Source organism: Paenarthrobacter nitroguajacolicus, assembly GCF_007786235.1.
GTDB classification, from domain to species: domain Bacteria; phylum Actinomycetota; class Actinomycetes; order Actinomycetales; family Micrococcaceae; genus Arthrobacter; species Arthrobacter nitroguajacolicus_A.
In genome coordinates this window covers 341,872-366,801 of record NZ_VNFK01000003.1, presented here as the reverse complement: position 1 = coordinate 366,801, position 24,930 = coordinate 341,872, and the positions used below count along the sequence as shown (strand labels likewise).

19 protein-coding genes are annotated in these 24,930 nt (G+C 63.6%); 11 read left to right on the top strand and 8 right to left on the bottom strand.

All coding sequences use genetic code 11. The annotated features are described in order from the left end of the window. The gene (locus FQP90_RS05675) at positions 1-528 is read right to left on the bottom strand and encodes a hypothetical protein (RefSeq protein WP_144648707.1); all 528 of its coding nucleotides are present in this window, start codon (positions 526-528) and stop codon (positions 1-3) included. Between the two features lie 20 nt (positions 529-548). Further along, positions 549-1,940, bottom strand: coding sequence for a hypothetical protein (locus FQP90_RS05670; RefSeq protein ID WP_144648706.1), 1,392 nt, complete (start codon positions 1,938-1,940; stop codon positions 549-551). Between the two features lie 664 nt (positions 1,941-2,604). Between FQP90_RS05670 and FQP90_RS05665 the strand changes: the two genes are divergently transcribed. From FQP90_RS05665 to FQP90_RS05640, 6 genes are all read left to right on the top strand, one after another. Beyond that, on the top strand, positions 2,605-3,657 hold the full coding sequence (locus FQP90_RS05665; RefSeq protein WP_144648705.1) for an LLM class flavin-dependent oxidoreductase: 1,053 nt from the start codon (positions 2,605-2,607) through the stop codon (positions 3,655-3,657). Between the two features lie 94 nt (positions 3,658-3,751). Further along, positions 3,752-4,663, top strand: a complete 912-nt coding sequence (locus FQP90_RS05660) for a glutaminase (RefSeq protein WP_144648704.1) — start codon at positions 3,752-3,754, stop codon at positions 4,661-4,663. A gap of 15 nt (positions 4,664-4,678) precedes the next feature. Next, positions 4,679-5,479, top strand: coding sequence for a DNA alkylation repair protein (locus FQP90_RS05655; protein ID WP_208759946.1), 801 nt, complete (start codon positions 4,679-4,681; stop codon positions 5,477-5,479). A gap of 90 nt (positions 5,480-5,569) precedes the next feature. Then, on the top strand, positions 5,570-6,847 hold the full coding sequence (gene cobA / locus FQP90_RS05650) for a uroporphyrinogen-III C-methyltransferase (RefSeq protein ID WP_144648703.1): 1,278 nt from the start codon (positions 5,570-5,572) through the stop codon (positions 6,845-6,847). 19 nt (positions 6,848-6,866) lie between these two features. Next, a complete protein-coding gene (locus tag FQP90_RS05645; protein ID WP_144648702.1) occupies positions 6,867-8,333 on the top strand; it encodes an FAD-dependent oxidoreductase in 1,467 nt (488 codons plus the stop codon). A gap of 91 nt (positions 8,334-8,424) precedes the next feature. Continuing rightward, positions 8,425-9,789 (top strand): MBL fold metallo-hydrolase, encoded by a 1,365-nt coding sequence (locus FQP90_RS05640; protein WP_144648701.1) that lies wholly within the window; start codon positions 8,425-8,427, stop codon positions 9,787-9,789. Positions 9,790-9,864: 75 nt separating this feature from the next. On the opposite strand, the gene FQP90_RS05635 is transcribed toward FQP90_RS05640, so the two are convergent. From FQP90_RS05635 to FQP90_RS05625, 3 genes are all read right to left on the bottom strand, one after another. Beyond that, positions 9,865-10,545, bottom strand: a complete 681-nt coding sequence (locus FQP90_RS05635) for a FadR/GntR family transcriptional regulator (protein ID WP_144648700.1) — start codon at positions 10,543-10,545, stop codon at positions 9,865-9,867. After that, positions 10,542-11,798: an MFS transporter gene (locus FQP90_RS05630; protein WP_144648699.1), complete on the bottom strand. Its 1,257-nt coding sequence runs from the start codon at positions 11,796-11,798 to the stop codon at positions 10,542-10,544. The genes FQP90_RS05635 and FQP90_RS05630 overlap by 4 nt, the downstream gene beginning before the upstream one ends. Positions 11,799-11,863: 65 nt before the next feature. Next, positions 11,864-13,306: a PucR family transcriptional regulator gene (locus FQP90_RS05625; protein WP_144648698.1), complete on the bottom strand. Its 1,443-nt coding sequence runs from the start codon at positions 13,304-13,306 to the stop codon at positions 11,864-11,866. Between the two features lie 144 nt (positions 13,307-13,450). On the opposite strand from FQP90_RS05625, the gene FQP90_RS05620 reads away from it, so the two are divergent. Together FQP90_RS05620 and gabT are read left to right on the top strand one after the other, a co-directional pair. Then, positions 13,451-14,881: a gamma-aminobutyraldehyde dehydrogenase gene (locus tag FQP90_RS05620; protein WP_144648697.1), complete on the top strand. Its 1,431-nt coding sequence runs from the start codon at positions 13,451-13,453 to the stop codon at positions 14,879-14,881. Positions 14,882-14,940: 59 nt separating this feature from the next. Continuing rightward, positions 14,941-16,296 (top strand): 4-aminobutyrate--2-oxoglutarate transaminase, encoded by a 1,356-nt coding sequence (gene gabT / locus FQP90_RS05615; protein WP_144648696.1) that lies wholly within the window; start codon positions 14,941-14,943, stop codon positions 16,294-16,296. Here the strand turns inward: gabT and FQP90_RS05610 are convergent. The 3 genes from FQP90_RS05610 to FQP90_RS05600 form a co-directional block, all read right to left on the bottom strand. Then, positions 16,194-18,695 (bottom strand): polysaccharide lyase 8 family protein, encoded by a 2,502-nt coding sequence (locus tag FQP90_RS05610; RefSeq protein WP_244296510.1) that lies wholly within the window; start codon positions 18,693-18,695, stop codon positions 16,194-16,196. The two genes, gabT and FQP90_RS05610, sit on opposite strands and share 103 nt — an antisense overlap. Positions 18,696-18,887: 192 nt before the next feature. Continuing rightward, entirely contained in the window at positions 18,888-19,982 is a 1,095-nt protein-coding gene (locus FQP90_RS05605; protein ID WP_144648695.1) for a LacI family DNA-binding transcriptional regulator, read from the bottom strand. Beyond that, a complete protein-coding gene (locus FQP90_RS05600; RefSeq protein WP_244296507.1) occupies positions 19,982-21,007 on the bottom strand; it encodes a hydroxyacid dehydrogenase in 1,026 nt (341 codons plus the stop codon). Before FQP90_RS05600 ends, FQP90_RS05605 begins: the two co-directional genes overlap by 1 nt. Before the next feature lie 259 nt (positions 21,008-21,266). Between FQP90_RS05600 and FQP90_RS05595 the strand changes: the two genes are divergently transcribed. The 3 genes from FQP90_RS05595 to FQP90_RS05585 are packed head-to-tail and all read left to right on the top strand — an operon-like array spanning position 21,267 to position 24,904. Continuing rightward, positions 21,267-22,310, top strand: coding sequence for an ABC transporter permease (locus tag FQP90_RS05595; protein WP_144648694.1), 1,044 nt, complete (start codon positions 21,267-21,269; stop codon positions 22,308-22,310). Then, a complete protein-coding gene (locus FQP90_RS05590) occupies positions 22,294-23,223 on the top strand; it encodes a carbohydrate ABC transporter permease (RefSeq protein ID WP_144648693.1) in 930 nt (309 codons plus the stop codon). The genes FQP90_RS05595 and FQP90_RS05590 overlap by 17 nt, the downstream gene beginning before the upstream one ends. 31 nt (positions 23,224-23,254) lie before the next feature. Then, a complete protein-coding gene (locus FQP90_RS05585; RefSeq protein WP_144648692.1) occupies positions 23,255-24,904 on the top strand; it encodes an extracellular solute-binding protein in 1,650 nt (549 codons plus the stop codon). Positions 24,905-24,930: the final 26 nt, after the last annotated feature.

Here is a 24,930-nt window from a genome sequence, read left to right as displayed (position 1 = left end):
CTAAAAATCCCCACCCGGGTAGATGCCCTCGGGCAAAGTGAAGCACACAGATCCTGAGGCGATACGGATTTCATTTGGGGCCAAGCCTTCTGCGACGATGTAGTTCTCCCCGGCTCCCAGATCGATTTGGATTCGATAGTCTTCGTCGACATTCCTGTCGGCGGATACTTTCGTTCCTTTCGCCCGGTAGTGGGCTTCGATGTCCTTCACGATCGGCTTGATGTTGGTTCCTTCAACGACCGTGATGGTCGTGGAACCTTTCCATTTGTGGTGTGTGCTGTTGCAGGACAGAAGCATGCCCGTCTCCTTCTGATCGATCGAGACAATGGTGTTGTTTGGGATCAGGGCGGCGATCTCCAGTTCCATAGCTTGAGTGTGGGCTTTGGCTTCCTGCCAGGTCAGTTCAGTTATCAACGGTTCCTCCTGTGTATCAGTGGCAGTTGGCACGGTTGACTCGGTCGAACTCACGCTTGGGTTTCCGGCGCAACCGGCGAGCCCCATCAGCAATGCCAGCAGCACCACCACCACCGTGGCACCGTTCCGAGCCCTCATCGAGTCACAATTTCTAGCATGTCTTCTAGTGCTTTTTCGTTGTCATTATTGGTGGAGGCGATGAGGTTGTGGTTTTCCATGAGGATGTTCCCTTCTTCGACGGTGTTAATCGCCCCAAGTTGGTCGTCGTGGGGGCCGCGGTAATAGTGCTGTTCGAATTCATCCCGATGAATGGGGTTATTTCCATCCCACACCACCCCTTTATTCGTGATGAGGTTGGGAATTCCCTGACCATGGACGAGCAGATCATAGTAGTACAGGTTGGAGTATTCCGTGGTTGGCTGTGGTTTCCAGTCCGGGAGCATGCCGGCCCCGGCGAGGGAGACCACCTTGTCGTATCGGGCTCCGGCGACTTCGGAGCTGGTGACGTTTGCCAGGCCCCAGCTGTGCCCGATGCCGGTTTGTTCGGCACCGTTCAGGTAGGGGTCAGTGCGCATCCCAGTCTCGAATCTTGCCAGTTGCTGCCCCGAGGTGCGTGCGAGGTTCTCATCGTTGGCCTCACCGATTCTCCCCAGGTTGGGACCTCCTGCGTTGTCCTCCTCTCCCGGGAGCCGCCCATCCTTGTAGACGAAAGCCACCGTCCCTGACACCTGGCTGCTGAGGTAATTGGCTACCTGCTGTACGCCGCCTTCGTAGAAGATGTTCATCCCGGTGAAGGTTCCTGGGACGTAGGTGATCACGTGCCGTGTGTCGGGGCCCGGGGTGCCGATCATTTCCACGATCCCGGACCGGCCCCGGTCATAGAGGTAAAGCTGTACGTCCCCGGCTTCCACCTGCTTCAGGTATGCCACCTCATTTTGCAGCATTTTTGTTCGGTTCGGGTCGTGGTGGGCTTGCCCGATCCCCGACAACTTCCGGGCTGTTTCCAGGTTTTTCTCCGCCGCGCGGAGCAGGCTTGGCGCGTTCAACTGGTTCGCCCGGACCCTGGCCAGTGCGGGCATCCCGTCCAAAGCGCCGAACATGGCCGGAGCAGTAGCCAACAGAAGTTCCTGCACCTGCGTGAACCCGGACTCGTCCGCAACAGGGTGGGCTCCCGTGTTCATGCCCGCCCACCAAGTCCCGATCTTCGATGCGTCCAAGCCTTGCAGGGTCTGCTGCCATCCGGGCATTGTGGCCAACGCCTTCACGTCAGCCTCGGTGGCAGTGGACAAGTAGCTCAGCAGAGCCACACCCGATAAGGACGTCGGCACCGTGGCAAGCACCAGAAGGCCGTTCGATACCGTTACCTGCCCGACGTCACCGCTGCCACCGGCAGCGCGGAACGTCGACGCGACGTCGGAAAGCCGGGTCGCGTCCTGATGATTGTCTTCCAAGAACCGTCGCAGCCCGCCACGGACAGCGTCGAGATTAGAGTGCGCCCAGGAGCACTTGTCCTCGAACTCGGACACAGCTGCACTGACTCTGTTGGCCGCGCTTCGGTCTGAGCCGTCTTGGATCCAAAAGGTTGACACTGCGGAGTCCAAGGTGTCTGGATCAGCGGAACTCGCCCCAGCAGTGCTTCCACTCGCCCAGACCCCTGCCGCACAGTGTCCGCGCTCACCACCGGACGGTCAGTCTCCTCCATCGACGGGTGCGGCCCCACGTCCACTGCAAAACCTCCGCCAGCAGGCGCCCAACCGGAGGCAAGCGCCCACTCCCTCACGTCATTCAATCGACGCTGCTCAACCTCCGCCGCGCTCTTCGCTTCGTGGACCTGACGGGCAACATCTTCCAACATGTGGACCAGCTCCGAGCGGGCCGCCCGTTCAGCGGCAACGTTTTCCCGGAAACAGTCTGCGAACACGCCCCGGAATTCCATGAGGGCAGCCGTTGAGATCGTTTCCCGTCCGCCGCGTTGATCCTGCAGCGTACGCGCTGCGTCTCGACATGCACCGATCAGACGTTCGGCAACCCCCGTGTCGAAATCCATTTTACTCCATCAAATAGATAAAACGCCGGCGGCTCCGCTGTACCTAATGCGCTCGACAGGTTCTGAATCACTTTCGGAAAGCGCTGAGCGGTGGACGAGGGGGTCCGTGGAATTCTCCGGGCCCCAGCGGAGTTGTCCCGAACATGCACAACAAACGGATCGGTTTCCTCTCCTTCGGTCACTGGGCCCGTGTCCCGGGTTCCCTCGTGCCAACGGCTGGGGAAGCCCTGAAACAGGGGATCGAACTCGCTGTGGCTGCTGAGGAACTGGGCATCGACGGAGCCTTCTTCCGCGTGCACCACTTCGCCCGGCAGCAAGCATCGCCCTTTCCACTGCTGAGTGCTATTGCGGCACGGACCAGCCGGATAGAAATGGGCACCGGCGTGATCGATATGAGATACGAAAACAGCCTCTACATGGCCGAGGAAGCAGCAGCCACGGACCTCATCAGTGATGGACGGTTGCAGCTCGGAGTGAGCCGTGGTTCACCCGAACCCGCACGGAACGGAGCCGCGAACTTCGGCTACGTCCCCGAGGACGGTGAGGACGGCGGTGACATGGCCCGCCGCCACACTGCCCTGTTCCGCAAGGCCATCGCCGGGCACGGGGTGGCCGAAGCGGACCCGCACTACGCCGGCGGGGCCACAGGTCTGCTGCCCATCCAACCCCAGTCACCCGGCCTCCCGCAGCGGATCTGGTGGGGCGCCGGAACCCGCAAAACGGCCGTGTGGGCTGCTGAGCAGGGAATGAACCTGATGAGCTCAACCCTTCTTACCGAGGACACCGGTGTTCCCTTTGACGAACTGCAGGCAGAGCAGATCCAGATGTTCCGCGAAGCCTGGGCGGCCGCAGGGCACGACTTTGAACCGAGGATCTCTGTGAGCCGCAGCGTGATCCCCATCGTGGACGACGTCGACAACCACTACTTCGGCCTCCGAGCCCAAGCGGACAGCCAGGACCAAGTGGGAATTCTCGACGGCGCGTTGTCGCGTTTCGGGAAGAGCTACATCGGCGAGCCGGATCAATTAGCGGACGAACTGGCGAAGGACGCAGCCGTGCAAGCAGCCGACACGGTCCTGCTCACAGTGCCCAACCAGCTTGGCGTCGACTACAACGCCAAGCTGCTGGGCAACGTCGCCAAGCACGTCGCCCCTGCTTTCGGTTGGAAGGCCCACCAAGGAGTGCAAGGCAGGTAGTGTTGCTGGCTGTGTGTTCTTGCGCCAAGACCGCGCGAGCACTTGACGGTCCCTTCAACGGCGAGGGGACTACGCAGAAAGCAAAGGTTACCCCGTGGACATTCAGAACCTCCTGGAAGACATCGTCGGAGCAGTTCAACCGCACGTCGGCCAAGGCAACGTGGCCGATTACATCCCGCAGCTCGGGGCAGTAGACCCGCATCAATTCGGGATCTCGGTGGTCACCCGGGACGGTGAGGTATTTTCGGCGGGGGACGCCCACGTGGAGTTCTCCATTCAAAGCATCTCCAAAGTCTTCGCCCTCGCCCTGGTGCTGGCTTCCGACGGCGACCACATCTGGAAGAGGGTGTTCCGCGAGCCCTCGGGTAACCCCTTCAACTCCTTGGTCCAGTTGGAAAGCGAAGATGGCATTCCCCGGAATCCGTTCATCAACGCCGGTGCCATCGTGGTGACGGACAGGCTCCTCAGCCTGACTGGCAACGCTGCCCACGCAGTCCGCGACCTGATGCGCCACGAAACAGGCAACGCAGGGGTCGACACAGATCAACGGGTTGCGTTGTCCGAGTTGGGCAAGGGGCACCGCAATGCCTCATTGGCCCACTTCCTGGCAAGCTGCGGCAACCTGGAGAATCCAGTGGATGACGTCCTGGACTCCTATGCCAAGCAATGCGCCCTGGCCATGACCTGTGAAGACCTGGCGCTCGCAACCCGGTTCCTTGCGTCCAACGGCTTGGGGGCAGACGGGACACTCTTGCTCTCTCCGGCGCAGACCAAGAGAATCAACGCCGTCATGCTCACCTGTGGTACCTATGATGCCGCGGGCGAATTCGCGTACAGAGTTGGGCTCCCGGGCAAGAGTGGGGTCGGCGGTGGCATCGTGGCCGTGGTTCCCAACAAGTGCTCCATCAGCGTGTGGAGCCCTGGTCTGGGAAGGTCGGGTAACTCGGTGGCCGGTGTGGCCGCGCTGGACGAATTCACCACGCGTACTGGCTGGTCCGTGTTTTAGGCGCATTATGGAGAGATGACCCCCAAGGCCGGAAAGATCCCCAAAGCGGGCAAGGCCCGAAAGCCTGCAGCACTGGCGCCGGGAACCCAGCCCACCGCCGTCGGGTTCCTTGAGCGCCTGAGAATCCGTCAGTCGGACGTCGAACAAGCCAAGTACCAGCGGTACTTCAAGACCGGCCAGGGTGACTATGCCGAGGGCGACTTCTTCATGGGCGTCCGCATGGGCGAGGTCTTCACGCTCGCCAAGGAGTTCGCGGCCATGCCTTTGGACGAGATCGAGAAGCTGCTGGATGAAGACATCCACGAGGCGCGGGCCGGTGCCGTGAAGATCATGTCGCTCCAAGCCCAGAAGAAGAAGACCACCGAAGAGCGCCGCCACACGCTGTTCGAGCTGTACCTGCGACGCCATGACCGCATCAACAACTGGGACCTCGTGGACCTGGGAGCGGGGCGCGTGGTGGGTGGCTGGCTCATGGATAAGTCACGGGACCCGCTGTATGAACTGGCCCGCTCGGAGAACATGTGGGAGCGTCGGACGGCCATCGTGGCGACATCGGCGTTCATCCGTGAAGGCCAACTGGATGACACCTTCGCCATCGCCGAAATATTGCTGCATGACAAAGAAGACCTCATCAACAAAGCAGTGGGGGGCTGGGTCCGCGATGCCGGACGCAGCAGTCGGGAACGCTTGCTGGCCTTCCTCGATGAACACGCGGCCACCATGCCCAGAACCACCCTTCGTTACGCCATTGAGCATTTGGGCAAAGAGCAGCGGGCCTACTATCTGACGCTTAAAGACAGGGTTTCTCCGGGCTGACCGCGGAGATATGTGACGCTGGATTACCCAGCGTTACCGGGTGTTTCTGAGCCTTTGAAGCATGTTACGGAGCCGCCCTACAGTTTTTTCATGGCAATACAGGACATTTACCCCACCGCGCTGCGGCTGCTTGGCCGCCCGGTGCTGGTGGTGGGCGGCGGCCCCGTTGCGGAACGCCGTGCCAAGGGACTGCTCGACGCCGGTGCGAAAGTCACCGTGGTCGCTCCCGTTGCCACCGAAACCCTTCGCGGACTCGCAGCTTCCGGCCTCGTCACCTGGGCGCAGCGCGAGTACCGCACGTCAGACCTCGACGGCGTCTGGTTCGTTCAGACCGCCACTGGCACTGCCGCTGTGGACACCCAGGTATCGGCCGACGCCGAGGCGCAACGCCTCTGGTGCGTCAATGCCTCGGACCACGAAGCATCAGCCGCGTGGACACCCGCCGTCGCCGTAGTGGACGACGTCAAGATCGCCATCAACGCCGGGGGAGACCCGCGCCGTGCCATGGCCCTTCGCAACGCCGTTGCCACCGCACTTGAAACGGGTGACCTTCCGCTGCGACGCCACCGCAAGCCGGACGCAGCTGGAAAGACTCCGGCTGGTTCCGTGGCTCTGGTCGGTGGCGGTCCGGGCGACTCGGGACTCATCACCGTCCGCGGCAGGCGCCTGCTGGGCCAGGCCGACGTCGTTGTTGCAGACCGTCTTGGCCCGCGTGAGCTGCTCAAGGAACTGGCCCCGGACGTCCGCGTCATCGAGGTGGGCAAGACACCCGGGCACCACCCGGTCCCGCAGCTCGAGATCAACCGCATCCTCGTGGACGAAGCACTCAAGGGCAACCGCGTGGTCCGCCTCAAAGGCGGCGACCCCTACGTCCTGGGACGCGGCGGCGAGGAAGCAGAATTCTGCCGGCAGAACGGCGTCGAAGTTGAAGTGGTGTCCGGCGTGACATCAGCTATTTCGGTTCCGGCCGCTGCCGGCATCCCCGTGACGCACCGCGGCCTGGCCAAGGGCTTCAGCGTGGTGACCGGCCATGAAGAGCTGTCCGAGGTCCCCGCACGCCCCGACCACACTGTGGTGTTGCTCATGGGAGTGGCGCAATTGCGCGATTCCGCTGCTGCGCTGGCCGGCTCGGGTCTGCCTTTGAACACACCAGTAGGTATCGTAGAGAACGGGTATTTGCCGGAACAGCGCGTCACCATCGGTACGTTGGGGACCATTGCGGACCAGGCGGAAGCCGTCGGCGTGGCCAATCCAGCGGTCATCGTGATCGGCGACGTCGTCCGTGTCAGCCCCTTCGCGCCGCAGCATTTCAAGACCGCTGACTACAGCACCATCACCCCCAATCGTCCCCGCGTCCGCAGTAACTGAGAAAAGAAGGAACACAGCCGTGTCAATTAGCACCCCCGTAGGTTCTGCGGACCGTCCGCTTCGCGTCGCCGTCATCGGCTCTGGCCCGGCCGGCGTGTACGCAGCGGACATCCTGACCAAGAGCGAGGCCGTCAAGAGCGGCGAACTTACCGTCAGCATCGACCTCTTTGACCGCTACCCGGCACCGTATGGCCTCATTCGCTACGGCGTTGCTCCGGACCACCCCCGCATCAAGGGCATCGTCAACGCCCTGCACAAGGTCCTGGACCGCGGCGACATCCGCTTCTTCGGCAACGTCGACTACGGCACGGACATCTCCATCGAGGACCTCCGCAAGCACTACGACGCCATCATCTTCGCCACGGGTGCCATCAAGGACGCGGACCTGAACATCCCCGGCATCGAACTTGAAGGTTCCTTCGGCGGCGCCGACTTCGTCTCCTGGTTCGACGGACACCCGGACGTTCCCCGTGAATGGCCGCTGGAAGCCACCGAAATCGCTGTCCTCGGCAACGGCAACGTGGCCTTGGACGTGGCCCGCGTCCTGTCCAAGCACGCCGATGACCTGCTGGTCACGGAGATCCCGGACAACGTGTACGCCGGCCTGAAGAGCTCGCCGGTCACAGACGTGCACGTCTTTGGGCGTCGTGGCCCGGCCCAGGTGAAGTTCACCCCGCTGGAACTCCGCGAACTCTCGCACTCCAAGGACGTGGACATCATCCTCTACGCCGAGGACTTCGAATTCGACGAAGAGTCCGACCGCCAGGTCCAGACGAACAACCAGATCAAGACCATGGTTGGCACGCTCACCAACTGGATTGCCGAGCAGCCCGAGGACCTTTCCGAGCTCAAGGCTTCCCGTCGCCTGCACCTGCACTTCCTGCACAGCCCGGTGGAGATCGTGGACTCCGCAGAAACCCCGGGCAAGGTTGCGGGCATCAAGTTCGAACGCACTGAACTGGATGGCACGGGCAACGCCCGAGGCACCGGCGAGTTCATCGACTACCCGGTCCAGGCCGTGTACCGCGCCATCGGCTACTTCGGTTCGGCCCTGCCGGACGTCGAGTTCGACCACAAGAAGGGTGTCGTCACCAACGACGGCGGTCGCGTCCTGGACGCCGACGGCCAGCACGTTCCGGGCCTCTACGCAACGGGCTGGATCAAGCGTGGTCCGGTTGGCCTTATTGGCCACACCAAGGGCGATGCCCTGGAAACCGTCACGTACCTCCTGGAAGACCGCCAGAACCTGCCGGTAGCCGAGGTTCCCGCAGCTGACGCAGTGGTGGATCTTCTTGATTCCCGCGGCGTGAAGTTCACCAGCTGGGAAGGCTGGTTGGCGCTGGACGCCCACGAACTCGCCCTCGGCGCAGCAGCCACCGAGGCCGGCACCTCCCACGGTGTTGAGGTCAAGCGTGAGCGCATCAAGGTTGTACCGCGCGAGGACATGGTCACCATCTCCCGTGATGGTGTAGCCGCGCAGGTCTAGCTTCTGTAATGGCAGGCGGGGTCACGCACTTCACGTGGGTGTGGCCCCGCCGCTGCTTTTAAGGGGTTAACCTTCGGCGGTACCCTGAATCATGGACGTCGTGGTCATCGAAACTCCCCAGCTGGGGGACCGAAGCTACCTGGTGCACGACGGCAGTGTTGCGTTGGTGATCGACCCCCAACGGGACATTGACCGGATGGAAACGGCGGCGCGGGAGGCAGGAGTCCGCATCACGCACGTGGCCGAAACCCACCTGCACAACGACTACGTCACCGGCGGTCTGGTCCTTGCCGAGAAACACAGTGCCGACTACTTGGTGAACGGCGCCGATGAGGTGTCATTTGCCCGCGTCCCCGTCACCGATGGCCAGGTTGTCCACGTTGGCCGGCTCACCGTGACGGTGTTGGCGACTCCCGGGCACACGCACACGCACCTCTCGTACGTGGTGCGGGATGACAGGCACGACGGCGGCCCTGAGGCTGTGTTTTCCGGCGGCAGCTTGCTCTACGGTTCGGTTGGACGGACGGACCTGGTCTCGCCGCAGGACACCGCCCGGTTGGCCCACGAGCAATACTCGTCGGTTCGGCGCCTGGTGGAGTCGGCACCTCCCGACGCGGCACTCTACCCGACCCACGGCTTCGGATCGTTCTGTTCAATCGGCCCTGCGAGCCACCAGGAATCATCAACGATCGGTGAGCAAGCCGAATCCAACCACGCCCTGACGGATGCAAACGAGGACCACTTCGTTTCGCAGTTGCTGGAAAACATCACGGCCTATCCCGCGTATTACGCCCACATGAGTCCGCTCAATGCGGCCGGTCCGGATGCGGCGAAGCTCGAGGTTCCGGACTCTGTGGACCCTGAAGAACTGGGCCGGCGCTTGAAGGCAGGGGAGTGGGTGGTGGATCTGCGGCATCGCGTGGCCTTCGCGGATGGCCATCTGCAAGGCAGCGTGAGCTTCGAGTACGGGAAGGGCGACAACTTCACCAGTTACCTCGGCTGGGTGATCCCGTGGAACCAGCCGCTCACGTTGCTGGGACCTGTGGTTGAGGTTGAAAAGGCGATCCGTGACTTGGCGAGGATCGGCATCGATAGTCCGGATGCCGCCGTCGGGCCTCAACCGGGAGCCCTGGCGCCACAATTGCCGCAAGCAAGCTATCCACACGGTGACTGGGCTGCACTCCTCAAGGGCCGGGTGCCTGAGGATGTGGTGCTGGATGTTCGCCGGCCGGAAGAATACAAGGCCTCGCATGTGGTGGGTGCGCTGAATGTGCCGGTGTACGAACTCCCCGGCAGAATCACTGAGCTGCCGGACGCGAGGATCTGGGTGCACTGTGCAACGGGTTACAGGGCGAGTGTTGCCGCCAGCCTGCTGGACAGGGCCGGGCGTGATGTTGTGCTGATCAATGCCAGGTTCCGGGACGCGATCGGGGCAGGGATTGAGAAGATGCCGTAACGCGTTGCCGCCCCGCTAAACCGTGGTTGGGCAACAACGGAAAAGCGGACTTGCAACGTCTTAGCAAGCCGAGAGTTACCGCGGGGCTGAGTCCGAGCAGTAATCAAGATTCCGGTACACGCTCTGGACGGCTGCATCGGGATCGTGGGCCTCCAGGGCATCAACCAGTTCGTCGTGGCCTTCGCGCGGGATGCCGTTGAAGCCGCCCTTGCGTTGCTGCCGAAGGAGGTCGTTGTGGAAGACGCCGCCAAAGGAGACGTACAGCTGGTGCAGCAGCGGATTCCCGGAGGCCAGGGCAACGCGCTCGTGGAACTCCCAATCGGCGCTGGCCCAGGTGGGGTAGTCCTCGGCCTGCCAGGCATCATGGCGGAGCGCGAGGAGTCGGCGCATCTCGGCCAGGTCCTCGGCGGTGGCATGCTTGGTGGCCAGGCGCGCTGCCTGCGTATCCAAGCCGAGCCGGACTTCCACAATGTGTTCCTGCGTGTGCTCCAAGTACATGCGCTGGGCTGCGCCGGACATCTCGCTGTTGGCCCGGACATACGTGCCGTCACCGCGGCGGACCTCCAGCATGCCCGAGTGCGCCAGTGCTTTGATCGCCTCGCGCAGGGTTCCCCGCGAAACGCCCAGTGTCGCCATGAGTTCCGGTTCGGCAGGGATGCGTTCCTGGAGCGGCCACTCGCCGGACTTGATCATGTCCCGCAACTTGGCGGTGATCTCCTCGGCCAGTGCCGGGCGATGCGAAGGCGTCAGGGTCATGCTGTCCTCGGTCCGGTCTTGGTGGCAGTGCGCTTGCTGGTGAGCATGTGGCAGGTAACCATGAGTGCCACCGCCACGATGGACAGCAGGCTCAGGGGCAGCACCCAGCCGCCCGTGGCGCTGTGGAGCAGGCCCATGCCAAAGGGACCAATTGCCGCAATCAAGTATCCCAGCGATTGGGCGATGGTGGAGAGTGCGGTGGTTTCCGCCGTCGAGCGTCCACTGCGGCTGATGATCACCAGAACCAACGGGAAGATGCCCAGGCCGAATCCAAAGAGCACGGCGGGGATCACCGCAAGTGAGGTCGGCAGCCAGATCATGGCCGCGATGGCCAGCAAGGTGGAGCTGCTGGCGAGGTAGAGGGCCGGGCGGAGCATGCCGGGCCGCGAGCCGAAGGCGAGCAGGATCATGCCGGCGGCTACGGAGACCAACTGCATGACGCCGAACTGCAGTCCGCTCTCGGAAGCGCTGAGGCCTTGGGAGGTCAAGATGTAGGCGAACCAGCTCATCACGGCATAGGCCAGGAACGCCTGGAACGTGAAGATGGCGGTGATCAGGATGCCGAGTCGGGTGCGGAGCAGCGGCCACATGGAGACGCGCGGGCGGTCGGTCTTGGTGGAGTTCCGGTGGGTGTGGAGGACCACCGGCAGGAAGCCGAGGAGCGCCGCGACGCCCAGCAAGCCCCATGCGGCCAAGCCCATGGACGGCGAGCCGAGCTGCTGGGCCAAGGGTACGCTGACTGCCGCGGCGAAGGTGGCGCCGCCGGACATGGTGAAGGTGTAGAGGCCGGTCATCATGGACGTGCGCTCGGAGTAGTGCTCGCGGATGAACGACGGCATGGCCACGTTGCACACAGCCAGGCCGGACATCGCCAGGACCGTGCCGCCGAGCAGCGCGCCGGTTACCGGCACGCCACGGACCAGCAGGCCTGCGGCGAGCAATGCCAAAGCGATGGCGATGGCCTTCTCGACGCCGACGCGCCGGGTCAACCAGGAAGTCCCCATGCCTGCAACTGCGAAGCACAGCAGCGGGATGGAGGGCAGAATCGAGGCCACCAAGGCGCCATAGCCCAGCACCTGCTGCAGTTCGTGGAACAGTGCCGCAGCGCTGGTAATACCGGCGCGGAGGTTCAGGCCAATGAGCACCACGGCAATAATGCCGACGACGGCGACGACGCGCGTCTTAGGGGCCGCCTGCGCGGGGGAGACCAGAGGGATGTTTCCTGTCGTTGTCGTAAGAGAAGTCGTCGCCATATCTAAAGGTTAGACGTTTGACGTCTAATGTCTAGACTTTTGTGGCGAACCTCTCCGCCGGGTGCCTAGCGGGGGTTTCTGGACCCCAAGCGCTGCACGGCCAGGGCGAGCCACAACTGCACCCGGTCCTGCGTCTGCGAAGGGTCGTAGCCCGTCAGTTCGGTGATCTGAGCCAAGCGATACCGCACAGTGTTGCGGTGCAGGGTGAGGGCTTCGGCGACGGCGGCTACTGAGCCGTTGTGGTTCAGGTAGCTTTCCAGCGTGGCCACCAGTTCGGCTCCATGGGCGGCGTCGAACTTCCGCAGCGGCGTCAGCGATTCACTGGCCATGTCGGCCAGGGGAACATCCTCGCTGGCGAGCAGCAGGGACGTCAGGCTCAGGCGTTCCGGCTCGTTCACCGGCAAGCCGTGCGCCACGGCGTCGCGCGCTTCAAAGTAGCTCCACCGCAGGCCGTTCGGCTTCGTGTAGGCGCCCCCGATCCCTATCAGCGCATGGATGCCGGCCTCCTGCAGGTGGTCGCTCAGGCTCTTGGCCAAGGCGGTGGCCGAACTGCCGTCGTCATTGATGACCGTCACCAGGTCCTTCCCGACGACGGCGCTGACGCCGCCTTCCAGCGCCTGGGGCAGGGAGATGCTGATGAGCTGTTTGTGGTGTGCCGTGGATTCGGCAACCAGCACAACGTTTTTCCTTGTGCTGTTGATCCCGACACCTGCCAAGCGACGGGCTGCCTCGATGGTTTCCAAGGTGCCGTGGATGACGTCATCCAGGACCTGCCCGGCCATGGCGCGCTGGGCCTGGCGCTGCTTGACCATGTTGTTGAGCTCCACGCTGATGAGGTTCTGCGCGTAGCTCACGATCCCGGAGTCGACGAAGGGCTGCCGCAGCCACAGCGTGCAGGCGTCCCTGCGGCCGGTGGGAATCGGATACGAAGCCCAGCCGTCCGCCGTCGGGGCCGGCTTCCCCACCACGCTGTTGTAGAGCTGCGCGCTGAACTGGGTGAGTACAACGTCCGTGCGGAGCATGCTGCCGAGTTGCTTGAGGAGTTCGTTGAGTCCGCCGCCGGTGAGCAGCGAGCGGGCCAGGATCTGGTGCCCGGCAAGGAGGCGTTCCAGATTGGAGTAGTGGTCCGCGGAGTGCGATTCGGCAACGAGCTTGCCGATGGCGATGAACGGGATCTCGTACGGCACCTCCACCAGCGGCAAACCCCAGCGGTTGGCCTCTGCGATGAGCGCATCCGGGACGGACTCGTGGGTCAGCCCAATGCCGAAGCCGATTCCCACGGCACCTGCGCGCTGGGCCTGGCGGACGAAGCGCCGCTGATCGGCAGCGCTCTTGAGGCGCAGGCCGGTGGTGAGGACCAATTCTCCGCCGCTCAGGAAACGCTGCGGGTCTTCCAGCTCCGTTACCGCAACCCAGCTGATGTCCTGGTTCAGCGTGGTCTCTGCAAGGCCGGCTTGGCGGAGTTTCAGGGAGGGGACAGCGACGAGCGAAGCGAGGGACATTGCCATGCTTAAAAGCCTAACCCGTCGCTGGGCAAGCGCACTAAGGGAGGGGTGCGTCTGTGTGCAGCTGACTATTCCTCAGACCCCCTCCCTGGCATAGGCTCTGATCAGCTAAATCCATGCCCAGACACCGAAAGAGGGTTGCACGCCGTGGTTCAAACCTTGCAGAACTTCATCAATGGCGAATTCGTTACGCCGGCAGGTACGGGTCTCCTGGACATCGTTAACCCTGCCACCGGGGAAATCGTTGCCAAGTCGCCCATTTCGGTGCAGGCCGATGTGGACGCAGCCATGACCGCGGCCAACGAGGCCTTCAAGTCGTGGAAGAAGGCCACCCCCGGCCAGCGCCAGCTCATGCTCCTCAAGCTCGCCGACGCCGTGGAGGCCAACAGCGACGAACTCGTGGAAGCCCAGCACCGCAACACCGGACAGGTCCGCTCCCTGATCGCTTCCGAGGAAGTTGCCGCCGGTGCAGACCAGCTCCGCTTCTTCGCAGGCGCTGCACGCATCATGGAAGGCAAGTCCGCAGGCGAGTACTTCGAGGGCCACACCTCCTACGTGCGCCGCGAACCGATCGGCGTCGTAGCCCAGGTTGCGCCGTGGAACTACCCGTTCCTCATGGCCATCTGGAAGATCGGCCCCGCCCTGGCTGCCGGCAACACCGTGGTCCTCAAGCCGTCCGACACCACCCCGGAGTCCACCCTTGTGCTGGCACGACTCGCCGGTGAGATCTTCCCGGCCGGCGTCCTCAACGTTGTCCTGGGCACCGGCGAAACCGGAGCCATGATGGTTGACCACAAGGTCCCCGGACTAGTGTCCATCACCGGCTCCGTCCGCGCAGGCATTGCAGTTGCCAGTGGCGCGGCCAAGGGCCTCAAGCGTGCCCACCTGGAACTTGGCGGCAAGGCTCCGGCCATCGTCTTCAAGGATGCCGACATCAAGAAGAGCGCAGCGGCCATCGCCGAGTTCGCCTTCTTCAACGCAGGCCAGGACTGCACGGCCATCACCCGCGTGCTCATCGAAGACTCGGTCCACGACGACGTTGTGGCAGCAATGGTGGAGCACACCAGGACCCTGCACACGGGTTCGCAGAACGACGAAGACAACTACTTCGGACCGCTCAACAACGTGAACCACTTCAACGCCGTGACCTCCGTGGTGGAGCACCTCCCGGCCAACTGCAAGATCGAAACCGGCGGCCACCGCGCAGGCGAGAAGGGATTCTTCTTCGAGCCCACCATCATCACCGGCGCCAAGCAGAGCGACGACATCGTGCAGAAGGAAACCTTCGGCCCGGTCATCACCGTGCAGAAGTTCAGCACCGAAGAAGAAGCGCTGGAACTGGCCAACGACGTCGAATATGCCCTGGCGTCCAGCGTCTGGACCACCGACCACGGAACGGCCATGCGCATGAGCCGAGACCTTGATTTCGGTGCGGTCTGGATCAACACCCACATCCTCCTGACGGCAGAGATGCCGCACGGCGGCTTCAAGCAGTCCGGCTACGGCAAGGACCTCTCCATGTACGGCGTCGAGGACTACACGCGCATCAAGCACGTGATGAGTGCATTGGATGCATAACGCAGTTGCATAACGCGTCCGCGTAACCCGTACGAATTTCCCAGAAAGGCAACCACCCCATGACCACCACCGCGAACGAACTGTCGTACCGCATCGAGCAGAAGCGCAACATCAACGGCGCCTTCCCCGGACCCAAGTCGCAGGCACTGGCCGAGCGTCGCTCCGCCGTCGTTGCTGCCGGCGTCGCCTCCGGCGTCCCCGTCTACGTTGAAGACGCCGATGGCGGCATCATCCGCGACGTCGATGGCAACTCCTTCATCGACCTCGGCTCCGGCATCGCCGTGACCAGCGTCGGCGCGTCCGACCCCGCCGTCGTCGCTGCCGTCCAGGAAGCTGCCGCGCACTTCACGCACACCTGCTTCATGGTTACCCCGTACGAGGGCTACGTTGCAGTTGCCGAGCAGCTCAACCGCCTCACCCCGGGCGACCACGCCAAGCGCACCGTGCTGTTCAACTCCGGCGCTGAAGCCGTAGAGAACGCCGTCAAGGTTGCTCGCCTGGCCACCGGCCGCGACGCCGTGGTTGCCTTCGACCACGCCTACCACGGCCGCACCAACCTGACCATGGCACTCACCGCTAAGGCCATGCCGTACAAGACCAACTTCGGCCCGTTCGCGCCCGAGGTCTACCGCATGCCCATGAGCTACCCGTTCCGTGAAGAGAACCCGGACATCACCGGTGCCGAGGCAGCCAAGCGCGCCATCACCATGATCGAGAAGCAGATCGGTGGCGACCAGGTTGCTGCGATCATCATCGAGCCCATCCAGGGCGAGGGCGGCTTCATCGTTCCGGCCGAGGGCTTCCTGCCGGCACTGTCCGCATGGGCCAAGGAAAAGGGCATCGTCTTCATCGCCGATGAAGTCCAGTCCGGCTTCTGCCGCACGGGCGAATGGTTCGCCGTTGACCACGAAGGTGTTGTCCCTGACATCATCACCATGGCCAAGGGCATCGCCGGCGGCCTGCCGCTGTCCGCGATCACCGGCCGCGCCGACCTGCTCGACGCCGTCCACCCGGGCGGCCTCGGCGGCACCTACGGTGGCAACCCGGTTGCCTGCGCAGCAGCACTCGCAGCGATCGACACCATGGAACAGCACGACCTCAACGGCCGCGCCCGCCACATCGAAGAGCTGGCCCTGGGCAAGCTCCGCGAACTGGCCGAAGAAGTTTCCGTGGTTGGCGACATCCGTGGCCGTGGCGCCATGCTGGCCATCGAGCTCGTCCAGCCCGGCTCCAAGGAACCGAACGCCGACCTTACCAAGGCCGTTGCCGCTGCTTGTCTCAAGGAAGGTGTCATCATCCTGACCTGTGGCACCTATGGCAACGTGATCCGTTTGCTCCCGCCGCTGGTGATCAGCGACGAACTGCTCCTCGACGGCCTTGAGGTCCTCGCCGCAGCCATCAAGGCCAACGCGTAAGCCTCACCGCTCTGCACAGAAGGAGGGCCGGGATTTCCCGGCCCTCCTTCTGCGTTTGCGCCGGGTTCGCCGGAGCGCGCCGGGTTCGCCGTAGCTACCCAGCGATCCCGCATGGCTCCCGCGATCTCGACGCCGGACTGGGCCGGGCTCGCCGTAGTGGGCCGGGTTCGCCGGAGCGCGCCGGGTTCGCCGTAGCTGCCCAGCGATCCCGCATGGCTCCCGCGATCTCGACGTCGGAGCGCGCCGGGTTCGTCGGAGCGCGCCGGGTTCGTCGGAGTGGGCCGGGTTCGTCGGAGTGGGCCGGGTTCGTCGGAGTGGGCCGGGTTCGCCGGAGTGGGCCGGGTTCGCCGGAGTGGGCCGGGTTCGCCGGAGCTATCCAGCGATCCCGCATGGCTCCCGCGATCTCGACGACGGAGTGGGCCGGGTTCGCCGTAGCTGCCCAGCGATCCCGCATGGCTGGTGTCTGCTCCGGAGTTTACGTCGAACCAGCTCCCGGTTCGGCGGACCACTGCCACTTCAGGCGCCCCCGATACTCCCGGTGCGTCCAGGAACACATAACCGCCGTGCCCTTCGATATGCACGGACCTTTTGAGCTGCACGGCTGCGTCCCCGGGTGCCATGCGGCGATTCCGGGAATCGGTCCGCAACGCAGGCACCGCACCTGACGCGAAGGACCTGTTCTCGATTGTCGTCTGGACGGAAGCCCCACCTGTGCCGGTGATACCCGCACCCAGGCAGACCACCGCGTCATCAAGGAAGAACCAGGACTTCCTGCCGGACAAGGTTTTGTTGTGGTTGAGGTGGTCCATGCCGACGACGCCCCAACGCCCGTCCACGGTGAGCCCACCGGCGAAGGCCTGGAAAGCTCGCGGGATGCCGGTTCCGGCGGCACCGGCCCCGCTGGCCCGGACCTGGTCATTGACGGTGGTGCCGGGAAGGCCGTAGGGATCCACGGTGGGCCAGAAATCGGCGCTGAACTGAGAGGGGTCCTGCCGGGTGTAAACGAAGGTCATGCCGTCGCCTTGGTACCAGCCCAGGTTGTTCTCGCTGTTGCCCCACTCGTACCTGCCGATGCGCTTGGAGGAAAGGTTCACCGTGCAGCCCCACTGCGGGCGGTGGTGGACCAGCCGGTCCTGGTCGGCAAACATGCGGCTGTACACCGGCGCCGGCGTCGCGACCACGGCGGTATCGGAGAGGACTCCCAGGGACAACAGCGACTTTGCCAAGCTCTGTGTTGGGTGCCCCACGAGTTTCTGGTCCGCGCAGCGTTCCAGCCAGCCCTTGGCCAACGCCAGGAAACGCGAACGGTACGGCTCCTCGCAGCCCGGCGCCAACAGCAGCACAGCGGAGATCAGGCCGAAGCCGCTGACGTAATCGGGTTCCCGCTGGCGGGAGACGGCGCGGCCACGGACGGTGTCCATGATCCGGCCGTCCCACACAAACGGGGCATAGGTGTCTTCCACTGCGTCAAGGAGCACGGACCGTTTCGGGTCGTTGACTGCCCAGGTGCTTCCACCGAGCATGGCAACGATCTCCGCGATGCCGGCCAGTGCCACCACGCCGTAGGTCCCTGCATAAGGCAGGTACGTGTGCTGCACGAAGGATCCGTCCGTATAGAAGCCGTCGCCGCTGGTCACATAGGTGAACACGCTGTTAACGCCTCCGCGGACGGTATCGCTCAGGGCATCCCGGCCCAAAGCGATCTCGTCCGCTTTGTTATCCAGGATGCCGCGCATGCAGCAGGCCAGGGACTTGTCCACGCGGTTGGCGCCCGTCTCGGCAAAGGATGTAGCACGGCCGCGCCAATTCGGGTTGGGCGCAAACCATCGGACAGCTGCCAGCAGGGATGTCCGCAGGGTTTCGGGGACCTCGGCATGAAGCAGTGTCAGGATATCCACGGACTTACGGGGGACACCGATTTCCCAGAACCACCAGTTGCCCGCAGCACGCATCCCGGGCTTGTACGCGGTGTCGTTGAGGAGCTTCAGCCCGGCAACAATGTCAGCGGCCAGCTCCGGGTTCCCGGCGTAGGGATTGCCGGGAACCGCGTAGCCCAACGCCATGTCGTAGAGGCGGTTGAAGTGCAGGCCCATGTTGCTGGTGGCCGTAGTGGACTGTCCGATGCCCGTCAGCGGAATATCGCTCCACAGGGACGTCCGGACCGGAGCCTTGTCCATGGAGGTCCACCACGTTCCGGCAGTCTTACCCATTCCTTCGAGCTGCGCCGCGAGTTCGGGGACATCCGCGGCGCTCCGGCTGCCAGTGAGGACCAAGCGCCGGCGATCGATGAGCTCCTGCAGGCTGGCATCGCTTGCGGCAAAGGATGGTCCTGCCTGGGACAACAGGACACCGGCAAGGGCGGCAGCTCCTGTCGTGCGGAAAAGGGTACGGCGGCTCATGGTGGGTCCAGTGAAGTTCAAAACTGCTCCGTTCAGGCAACCCAACTGGCTGGCAGTAGTGGTTGTTCCCAGCGCTGGGAACAACCACTACTGCGAGTTACTTGGGCAGGGGGTGGGGTGGACGTGGTTGCGAAAGTTTCCGCAACTTTATGTCCGGTTCCCGGGCCCCTCAACAGAAGTGAACAAAACTGCTCAGGACTGCTTGGGAGGCGAAACCGAGTCCCGGATGACGATGTGGGTACCGACGGTGAGGGTGTTGTCAGAGGAGGCCCCGGCGTCGTGCGGTGACTGGGCCAGCGCCAAACGCACGGCTTCGCGCCCCAGTTCTTCGAGCGGAACCCGAACGGTGGTGAGCCGTGGGCGCAGCTCGCTGGCCACGGGAACGTCGTCGTACCCAACCACCGACATGTCCTGGGGGACCCTGATGCCGCGTTCCTCGAGCGCCTCCAGGATGCCGGCGGCCACGAGGTCGTTGGCTCCAAAGACGGCCGTGAAACCCAGATCCTGGTCCAGCAGTTCGCGCATGCGGCTGTACCCGAAACCGCGGCCAAAGGCGCCTTCGTGGACCAAGGCGGGATCGCGCTCAATCCCGCGCGCGTCCAAGGCCCGATAGAAACCGGCCAGGCGTGACGCCGTCGTCGAAAAATCACGGGGGCCACCGACGTATAGGATCCTGCGGTGTCCCTGCGAGATGAGGTAGTCGGTGATGGCGAAGGCGCCTCCTTCGTTGTCATAAGTGACCATTTTGGTGGGAACATCCGGACCCAGGGACGGCCTGCCGCACAGGACCAGCGAGGATCCTGCCGCAGCAAGCGCCCGGGCGCGGTCGGCCATCTGCTTCCGGTAACGGGGGTCGTCCGACGCTCCGCCCACCACAATCACGGCATCGGTCCGTTGCTCACGCATGAGGTCCACCAGCGCGAGTTCACGTTCCTTGTCACCATGGGTGGCGGTGATGAGGCACAGGCGCCCTTCGGCGCTCGCCTGCCGCTCCACGCCACGGGCGATGTAGGCGAAGAAGGGATCGGCGACATCGTTGATGATGATTCCGACCGTGCGGGTGGTGGCGCCGGCAAGGGCCCGCGCGTGCGCGTTGGCCACGTAACCGAGGTCCGTCACGGAGCGGAAGATGCGCTCGCGCGTGGCTTTGGCCACCGGGTAGTTGCCGCTCAGGGCCCTGGAAACGGTGGCCACGGACACGCCTGCCGCCTGTGCGACGTCGGCAATGGTGGCGCCGCTGCCGCCGCGGGCATGGATCGGATCTGTGGGGGAGCTTTTCTCAGTCACTAGGCGATTCTCGCAAGATCCGCGGCCAATACCGGATAAGCCAAGGGCAAGCCCTCGCTCAATCGTCGAACTTCCATCACGGCGTGGCTGCCCAAACGGTGGATCTCGTTGCCCATAGCCCCCGCGATATGGGGAGTCAGCACCACATTGGGCAGAGTGTGCAGGACCGAACCGGCAGGGAGCGGTTCTGGATCCGTGACGTCAAGATACGCGTCCAGCCGCCCCGACACGAGTTCCGCCGTCAGGGCTGCGGCGTCGATCAACGCACCCCGGGCGGTGTTGATGACCAGCGTTCCGTCCTTCATGAGGCCAAGCTGCCGTGCCCCGATGAGGCCCCTCGTTTCTGCGATGTCCGGTGCGTGGACGCTCACGACGTCGGACAGTGCGCACAGTTGGTCCAGGCCAACAGCTTCAACGCCCAGTTCCAAAGCCTCGACGGCGGTGAGGTAGGGATCGTAGACCAGTACCCGCGCGTCGAGGTTCTTCAGCAGGCCGATCACCAGGCGTCCGACGCGGGAGGCACCCACCAAGCCGATAGTGACGCCGTTGGTTCCGATAGTGGGGAAGCCGGCAGTATTGCGTGACGCCCCGGTGAGGCGGAGCTGTTCGCTGAACCTGCGGGCCCTCTTGAGGCCCATGACGATCGCGGCGAAGGTGAACTCGGCGACCGGCACGGCATTGGCCGCAGCCGACGATGAAACCTGGATTCCCCGTGAGTAGACCTCCGGGGACAGGAAAGTTTTCACGGTGCCTGCCGCGTGGACGATGCAGCGCAACCGGGGCAAGCGGTCCAGGACAAGGGCGTCGATGGTGGGAGCGCCCCAGCCGGTTATGAGGAGCTCTGCGTCCCTGAGGAGTTCGAACGCGCCATGGGCGGAGAAGTCAGCAACGGGTTCGGGATCCAGCAGGGTGACGATTCCACGGAGCCGGGCGAGGTCCTCGGTGCTGAACAGGGTGGGCAAATTGCTGCGGCCCATCACGAACGCAGCCTTGATGGAGCCGGCGTGCTGGAAATTGGTGGTCACTGCAGGTTTCCGTCCGGTCGTGGTGGTAGAAAACTATAGAAAGCGCTTGCTATCGAAAGTCAGCCTAAGTGTGCGATTGAAAGGCTGTCAATCCCGAATATCCAGTGGATGTAAGGATTTGTGCATGTTATTGACATCACACATTTCTACTGGGTAGCTTGTTCTCCATAGTAAACGCTTACTATTTCTAGCCACTGAGCGTTCCCCAAACGCCGGGCCACTCCACATCCGCCGGCTTCGGCGCAGACAGAGGAAATACATGAGCAGCAACAGCCAGACACTCACGCCCCAGGCGACGCCCGACGTCGGCGGGCTGGCGCCGGTGGCGGAAGGCCGCCGTCGGGGCCGCCCACCGGCGGAACCCGCCGCAGGGCAGGGCCGCAAGAAGAGCCTCATGGCCCGGATCCGCCGCGACAAAGTGATGTTGCTGCTGATCGCGCCGGGCTTCTTATACTTCGTGGTGTTCCACTACGTCCCGCTTGCCGGCAACATCATCGCTTTCCTCGACTACAAGCCGTACCTCGGTTTCGTGGACAGCGTCTGGGTGGGCCTGGACAACTTCGCGGCAATGTTCCAGGACGGCGCCTTCTGGGAAGCACTCCGCAACACCTTGGTGATCACGGGGCTCCAATTGGCCCTGTTCTTCCCGGTTCCCATCTGCCTGGCCTTGCTGTTGAACAGCATCGTGTCCAACAGGATCAGGAAGTTCGTCCAGAGCGTGGTCTACCTGCCGCACTTCATCGGCTGGGTGATCATCGTGGCGGTCTTCTCCGAAGTCCTCGGTGCCACCGGCGCTGTCCCGCACCTGCTGGAGAGCCTGGGCCTTCAGCGCTTCGACGCCATGACCACTCCCGAGTTCTTCCCGTTCCTGGTCACCATCCAGTCCATCTGGAAGGACGCAGGATGGGGGACCATCATCTTCCTGGCAGCCCTGATGAACGTGGACCAGGAACTCTACGAAGCCGCGGCCGTGGATGGAGCGAATGCACGCCACAGGCTGTGGCACATCACCCTCCCCGGAATCATGCCGGTGATCATCCTGCTCCTCATCCTCAACCTGGGCAGCATCCTGTCCGTCGGCTTCGAACAGATTGTCCTCCAGCGAGACAACGTGGGCCCCGGCGCCGGAGAAGTGCTGGATACCTACGTCTATTTCCACGGTATCCAGGACGGCCAATGGGGTCCCGCGGCGGCCGTGGGCCTGGTGAAGGGCATTGTGGGCCTGATCCTGGTGCTCGGTGCCAACAAACTCGCCCATCTCTTTGGACAGGAAGGTGTCTATTCCAATGGCAAATCCAAGTAGCACGCTGGTGGCCGGCCTGGGCCGCCTGAAGTCCAAGGACACCCGCCCCATCTGGATGGAGAAGCCGAAGCCCGCCATCCAGGTTTCCAAAGCCATCGCCCTGGTGATCATCTGCTTCCTGGCCCTGTACCCGCTGCTGGCCGTCTTGGCTACGAGCCTCTCCAGCCAAAGCGAGATCGCCAACAACAACGGCTTGGTCCTCTTCCCCAAAGAGCCCACGTTCGCTGCCTACCAGACCATCTTCGCCGGCGGCGTCGTGACCGATGCTTTGATCCGCTCCCTCCTTATCACCACCGTGGGCACGGCCCTCTCCCTGGTGGTCACGGTGGCCATGGCCTACGGCCTCACGCGGCGTGACCTGGTCGGCGGGCGCTTCTTCCTCATGACAGCCCTCTTCACCATGCTTTTCAGCCCCGGCATCATCCCCAGCTTCCTCATGGTCAAGGAACTCGGACTGCTGGACAGCTACGCGGCGCTGGTCCTGCCCACCTTGATGAGTGCCTTCAACCTGGTGGTGGTCCGGTCCTTCTTCATGAACCTCCCGCAGGAACTGTTCGAGGCCGCGAAGATCGACGGCGCGGGAGACTTCCGCATCCTGGTCCAGATGGTGCTGCCGCTCTCGCGAGGGGTGCTGGCCGTCGTCGGACTGTTCTACGCAGTGGGCTACTGGAACGCGTTCTTCAACGCCATGCTCTACCTGAACGACGACAAGTGGCCGCTGTCCATGATCCTGCGGCAATACGTGTTGCTCGGCCAGCCCATGGGCGACTCCGCAGTAGCCGAGATCGCGGTGCCGTCGCAGGCGATCCAGATGGCCGTCGTCGTGATTTCCCTGATCCCCATAGTGATCGTGTTCCCGTTCCTCCAGCGGTACTTCACCAAGGGCGTCCTCACCGGCGCCATCAAAGGCTAGTCAAACTCTCCACTCTTGAAAGGGAAGACCCATGAACGCAGTACCCTCTGCCGGCCCCAGCCGCCGGAACTTCCTCTCCGTAGCAGGCATCGGTGCGCTGGCTCTCTTCAGCGGCGGAGCCCTGGCAGGCTGCGGACAGCGCACCACCAGTGTTGCCTCGAACGCCAGCGAAGCCTTGTTGCCCACGCACATGCCCCTCCAGTCAGCCGCCGCCGACATCCCCGGTACCGCCCAAGGCGTGCCGTCGGCGTTCTACAAGTACCCCGCGCCGTTCCGCAGCGTGCAGACAGCACCGCTGAAGGGAGGCAAGATCACGGCTATCACCAACTTGTTCGGCACCGCCCCCAATGCGCGGGCGGACAACCCTGCATGGCAGGCCATCGAAGCCCGTCTGGGCGGGCAGGTGGACATCACCTCGGTCTCCTCGGACGACTACGCCACCAAGTTCAACACCATCATCGCCGGCGGCGAGCTTCCGGACCTCATGCTCAACGACGGCGCCGCAGTGCCCAACATCGTGGAGTTCCTGCAGGCCAAATGTGCGGACCTGACTCCGTTGCTGGGTGGCGACAAAATCAAGGACTATCCCAACCTGGCGGCCATTCCGGAGGTGTTCTGGAAGCAGACCGTCCAGGCCGGCAAGCTGTACTCGCTGCCCATTCCGCGCAACCTCACCGGTGGGTCCGGCTTCGTGAACCAGACGCTGCTGGAGAACGTTGGCGTCAAGTCCACGGAAGACATCAAGGACAAGGACGACTTCTACCGGGTGGCCAAGGAACTCACCAACCCCTCCAAGAACCAGTGGGCGTTGGGCAGCACCAAGTTTGGGCTCACCATGCTGCACCACATGTTCCGCACACCGAACGTCTGGAAGAACGACGGCGGCAAACTCACCAGGGCGTTCGAGACGGACGAATACATGGCCGCGATCGAGTTCGCAGCCAAGCTGTACAAGGACGGTTTGTACGTTCCCGGCTCCGAGGGCTGGACGAAGTCGCAGATGGTGAACTCCTTCATCTCCGGCAAAGTGGCCATGATCTACGACGGACTCCCGGCCTACATCGGACCCACCGGGTACGGCCGCAGCATTCCAGCGGCGAACAAGGCCAACAAAGCCGTGCCGTTCATTCCGGTGGGCCACGACGGCGGCAAGGCGCAGACCTGGTTGGACAACATCACGTTCGGCACCGTGATGCTGAAGAAGGCGGACGAAGCCAAGCTCAAGGAAGTCCTGGCGGTGGCCAACTTCCTGGCGGCACCATTTGGCAGCGAGGAGTACCTGCTGCTGAACTACGGGGCCGAGGGCGCGGACTACACCTTGGATGCCAACGGAAACCCCGTGGTCACTGACCGGGCCCTGTTGGATAACGCCGTCCCGTGGAAATACCTCGCGGCGCCGCAGCAAGTGGTGTACGACCCCAGCAACAAGGACATTGTGGACATCATGCACAATGCCTACTCAAAACTCATCCCGTTGGGTGTGGAAGATCCCTGCGGCACGCTGTTCAGCCCCACCAATGCCAGCAAGGGCGCCAAGCTGGGCCAACCCGTCTCCGACGCCGCGACCGCAGTCATCGCCGGCCGTGGCACCATGGACGCACTCAAGAGCGCCGTTGCGGACTGGAAGAAGAATGGTGGCGACACCATCCGCGGCGAATACGAGTCAGCGCTGGCAAAGTAGCCGGTCCCCCTAACCCAGTCTGCACA

Coding starts and splice junctions, on each gene's coding strand:
- FQP90_RS05665 (WP_144648705.1), top strand. CDS start 2,605: ATGCACAACAAACGGATCGGTTTCCTCTCCTTCGGTCACTGGGCCCGT.
- FQP90_RS05655 (WP_208759946.1), top strand. CDS start 4,679: ATGACCCCCAAGGCCGGAAAGATCCCCAAAGCGGGCAAGGCCCGAAAG.
- cobA (WP_144648703.1), top strand. CDS start 5,570: ATGGCAATACAGGACATTTACCCCACCGCGCTGCGGCTGCTTGGCCGC.
- FQP90_RS05640 (WP_144648701.1), top strand. CDS start 8,425: ATGGACGTCGTGGTCATCGAAACTCCCCAGCTGGGGGACCGAAGCTAC.
- FQP90_RS05635 (WP_144648700.1), bottom strand. CDS start 10,545: ATGACCCTGACGCCTTCGCATCGCCCGGCACTGGCCGAGGAGATCACC.
- FQP90_RS05630 (WP_144648699.1), bottom strand. CDS start 11,798: ATGGCGACGACTTCTCTTACGACAACGACAGGAAACATCCCTCTGGTC.
- FQP90_RS05625 (WP_144648698.1), bottom strand. CDS start 13,306: ATGGCAATGTCCCTCGCTTCGCTCGTCGCTGTCCCCTCCCTGAAACTC.
- gabT (WP_144648696.1), top strand. CDS start 14,941: ATGACCACCACCGCGAACGAACTGTCGTACCGCATCGAGCAGAAGCGC.
- FQP90_RS05610 (WP_244296510.1), bottom strand. CDS start 18,695: ATGAGCCGCCGTACCCTTTTCCGCACGACAGGAGCTGCCGCCCTTGCC.
- FQP90_RS05595 (WP_144648694.1), top strand. CDS start 21,267: ATGAGCAGCAACAGCCAGACACTCACGCCCCAGGCGACGCCCGACGTC.
- FQP90_RS05590 (WP_144648693.1), top strand. CDS start 22,294: ATGGCAAATCCAAGTAGCACGCTGGTGGCCGGCCTGGGCCGCCTGAAG.
- FQP90_RS05585 (WP_144648692.1), top strand. CDS start 23,255: ATGAACGCAGTACCCTCTGCCGGCCCCAGCCGCCGGAACTTCCTCTCC.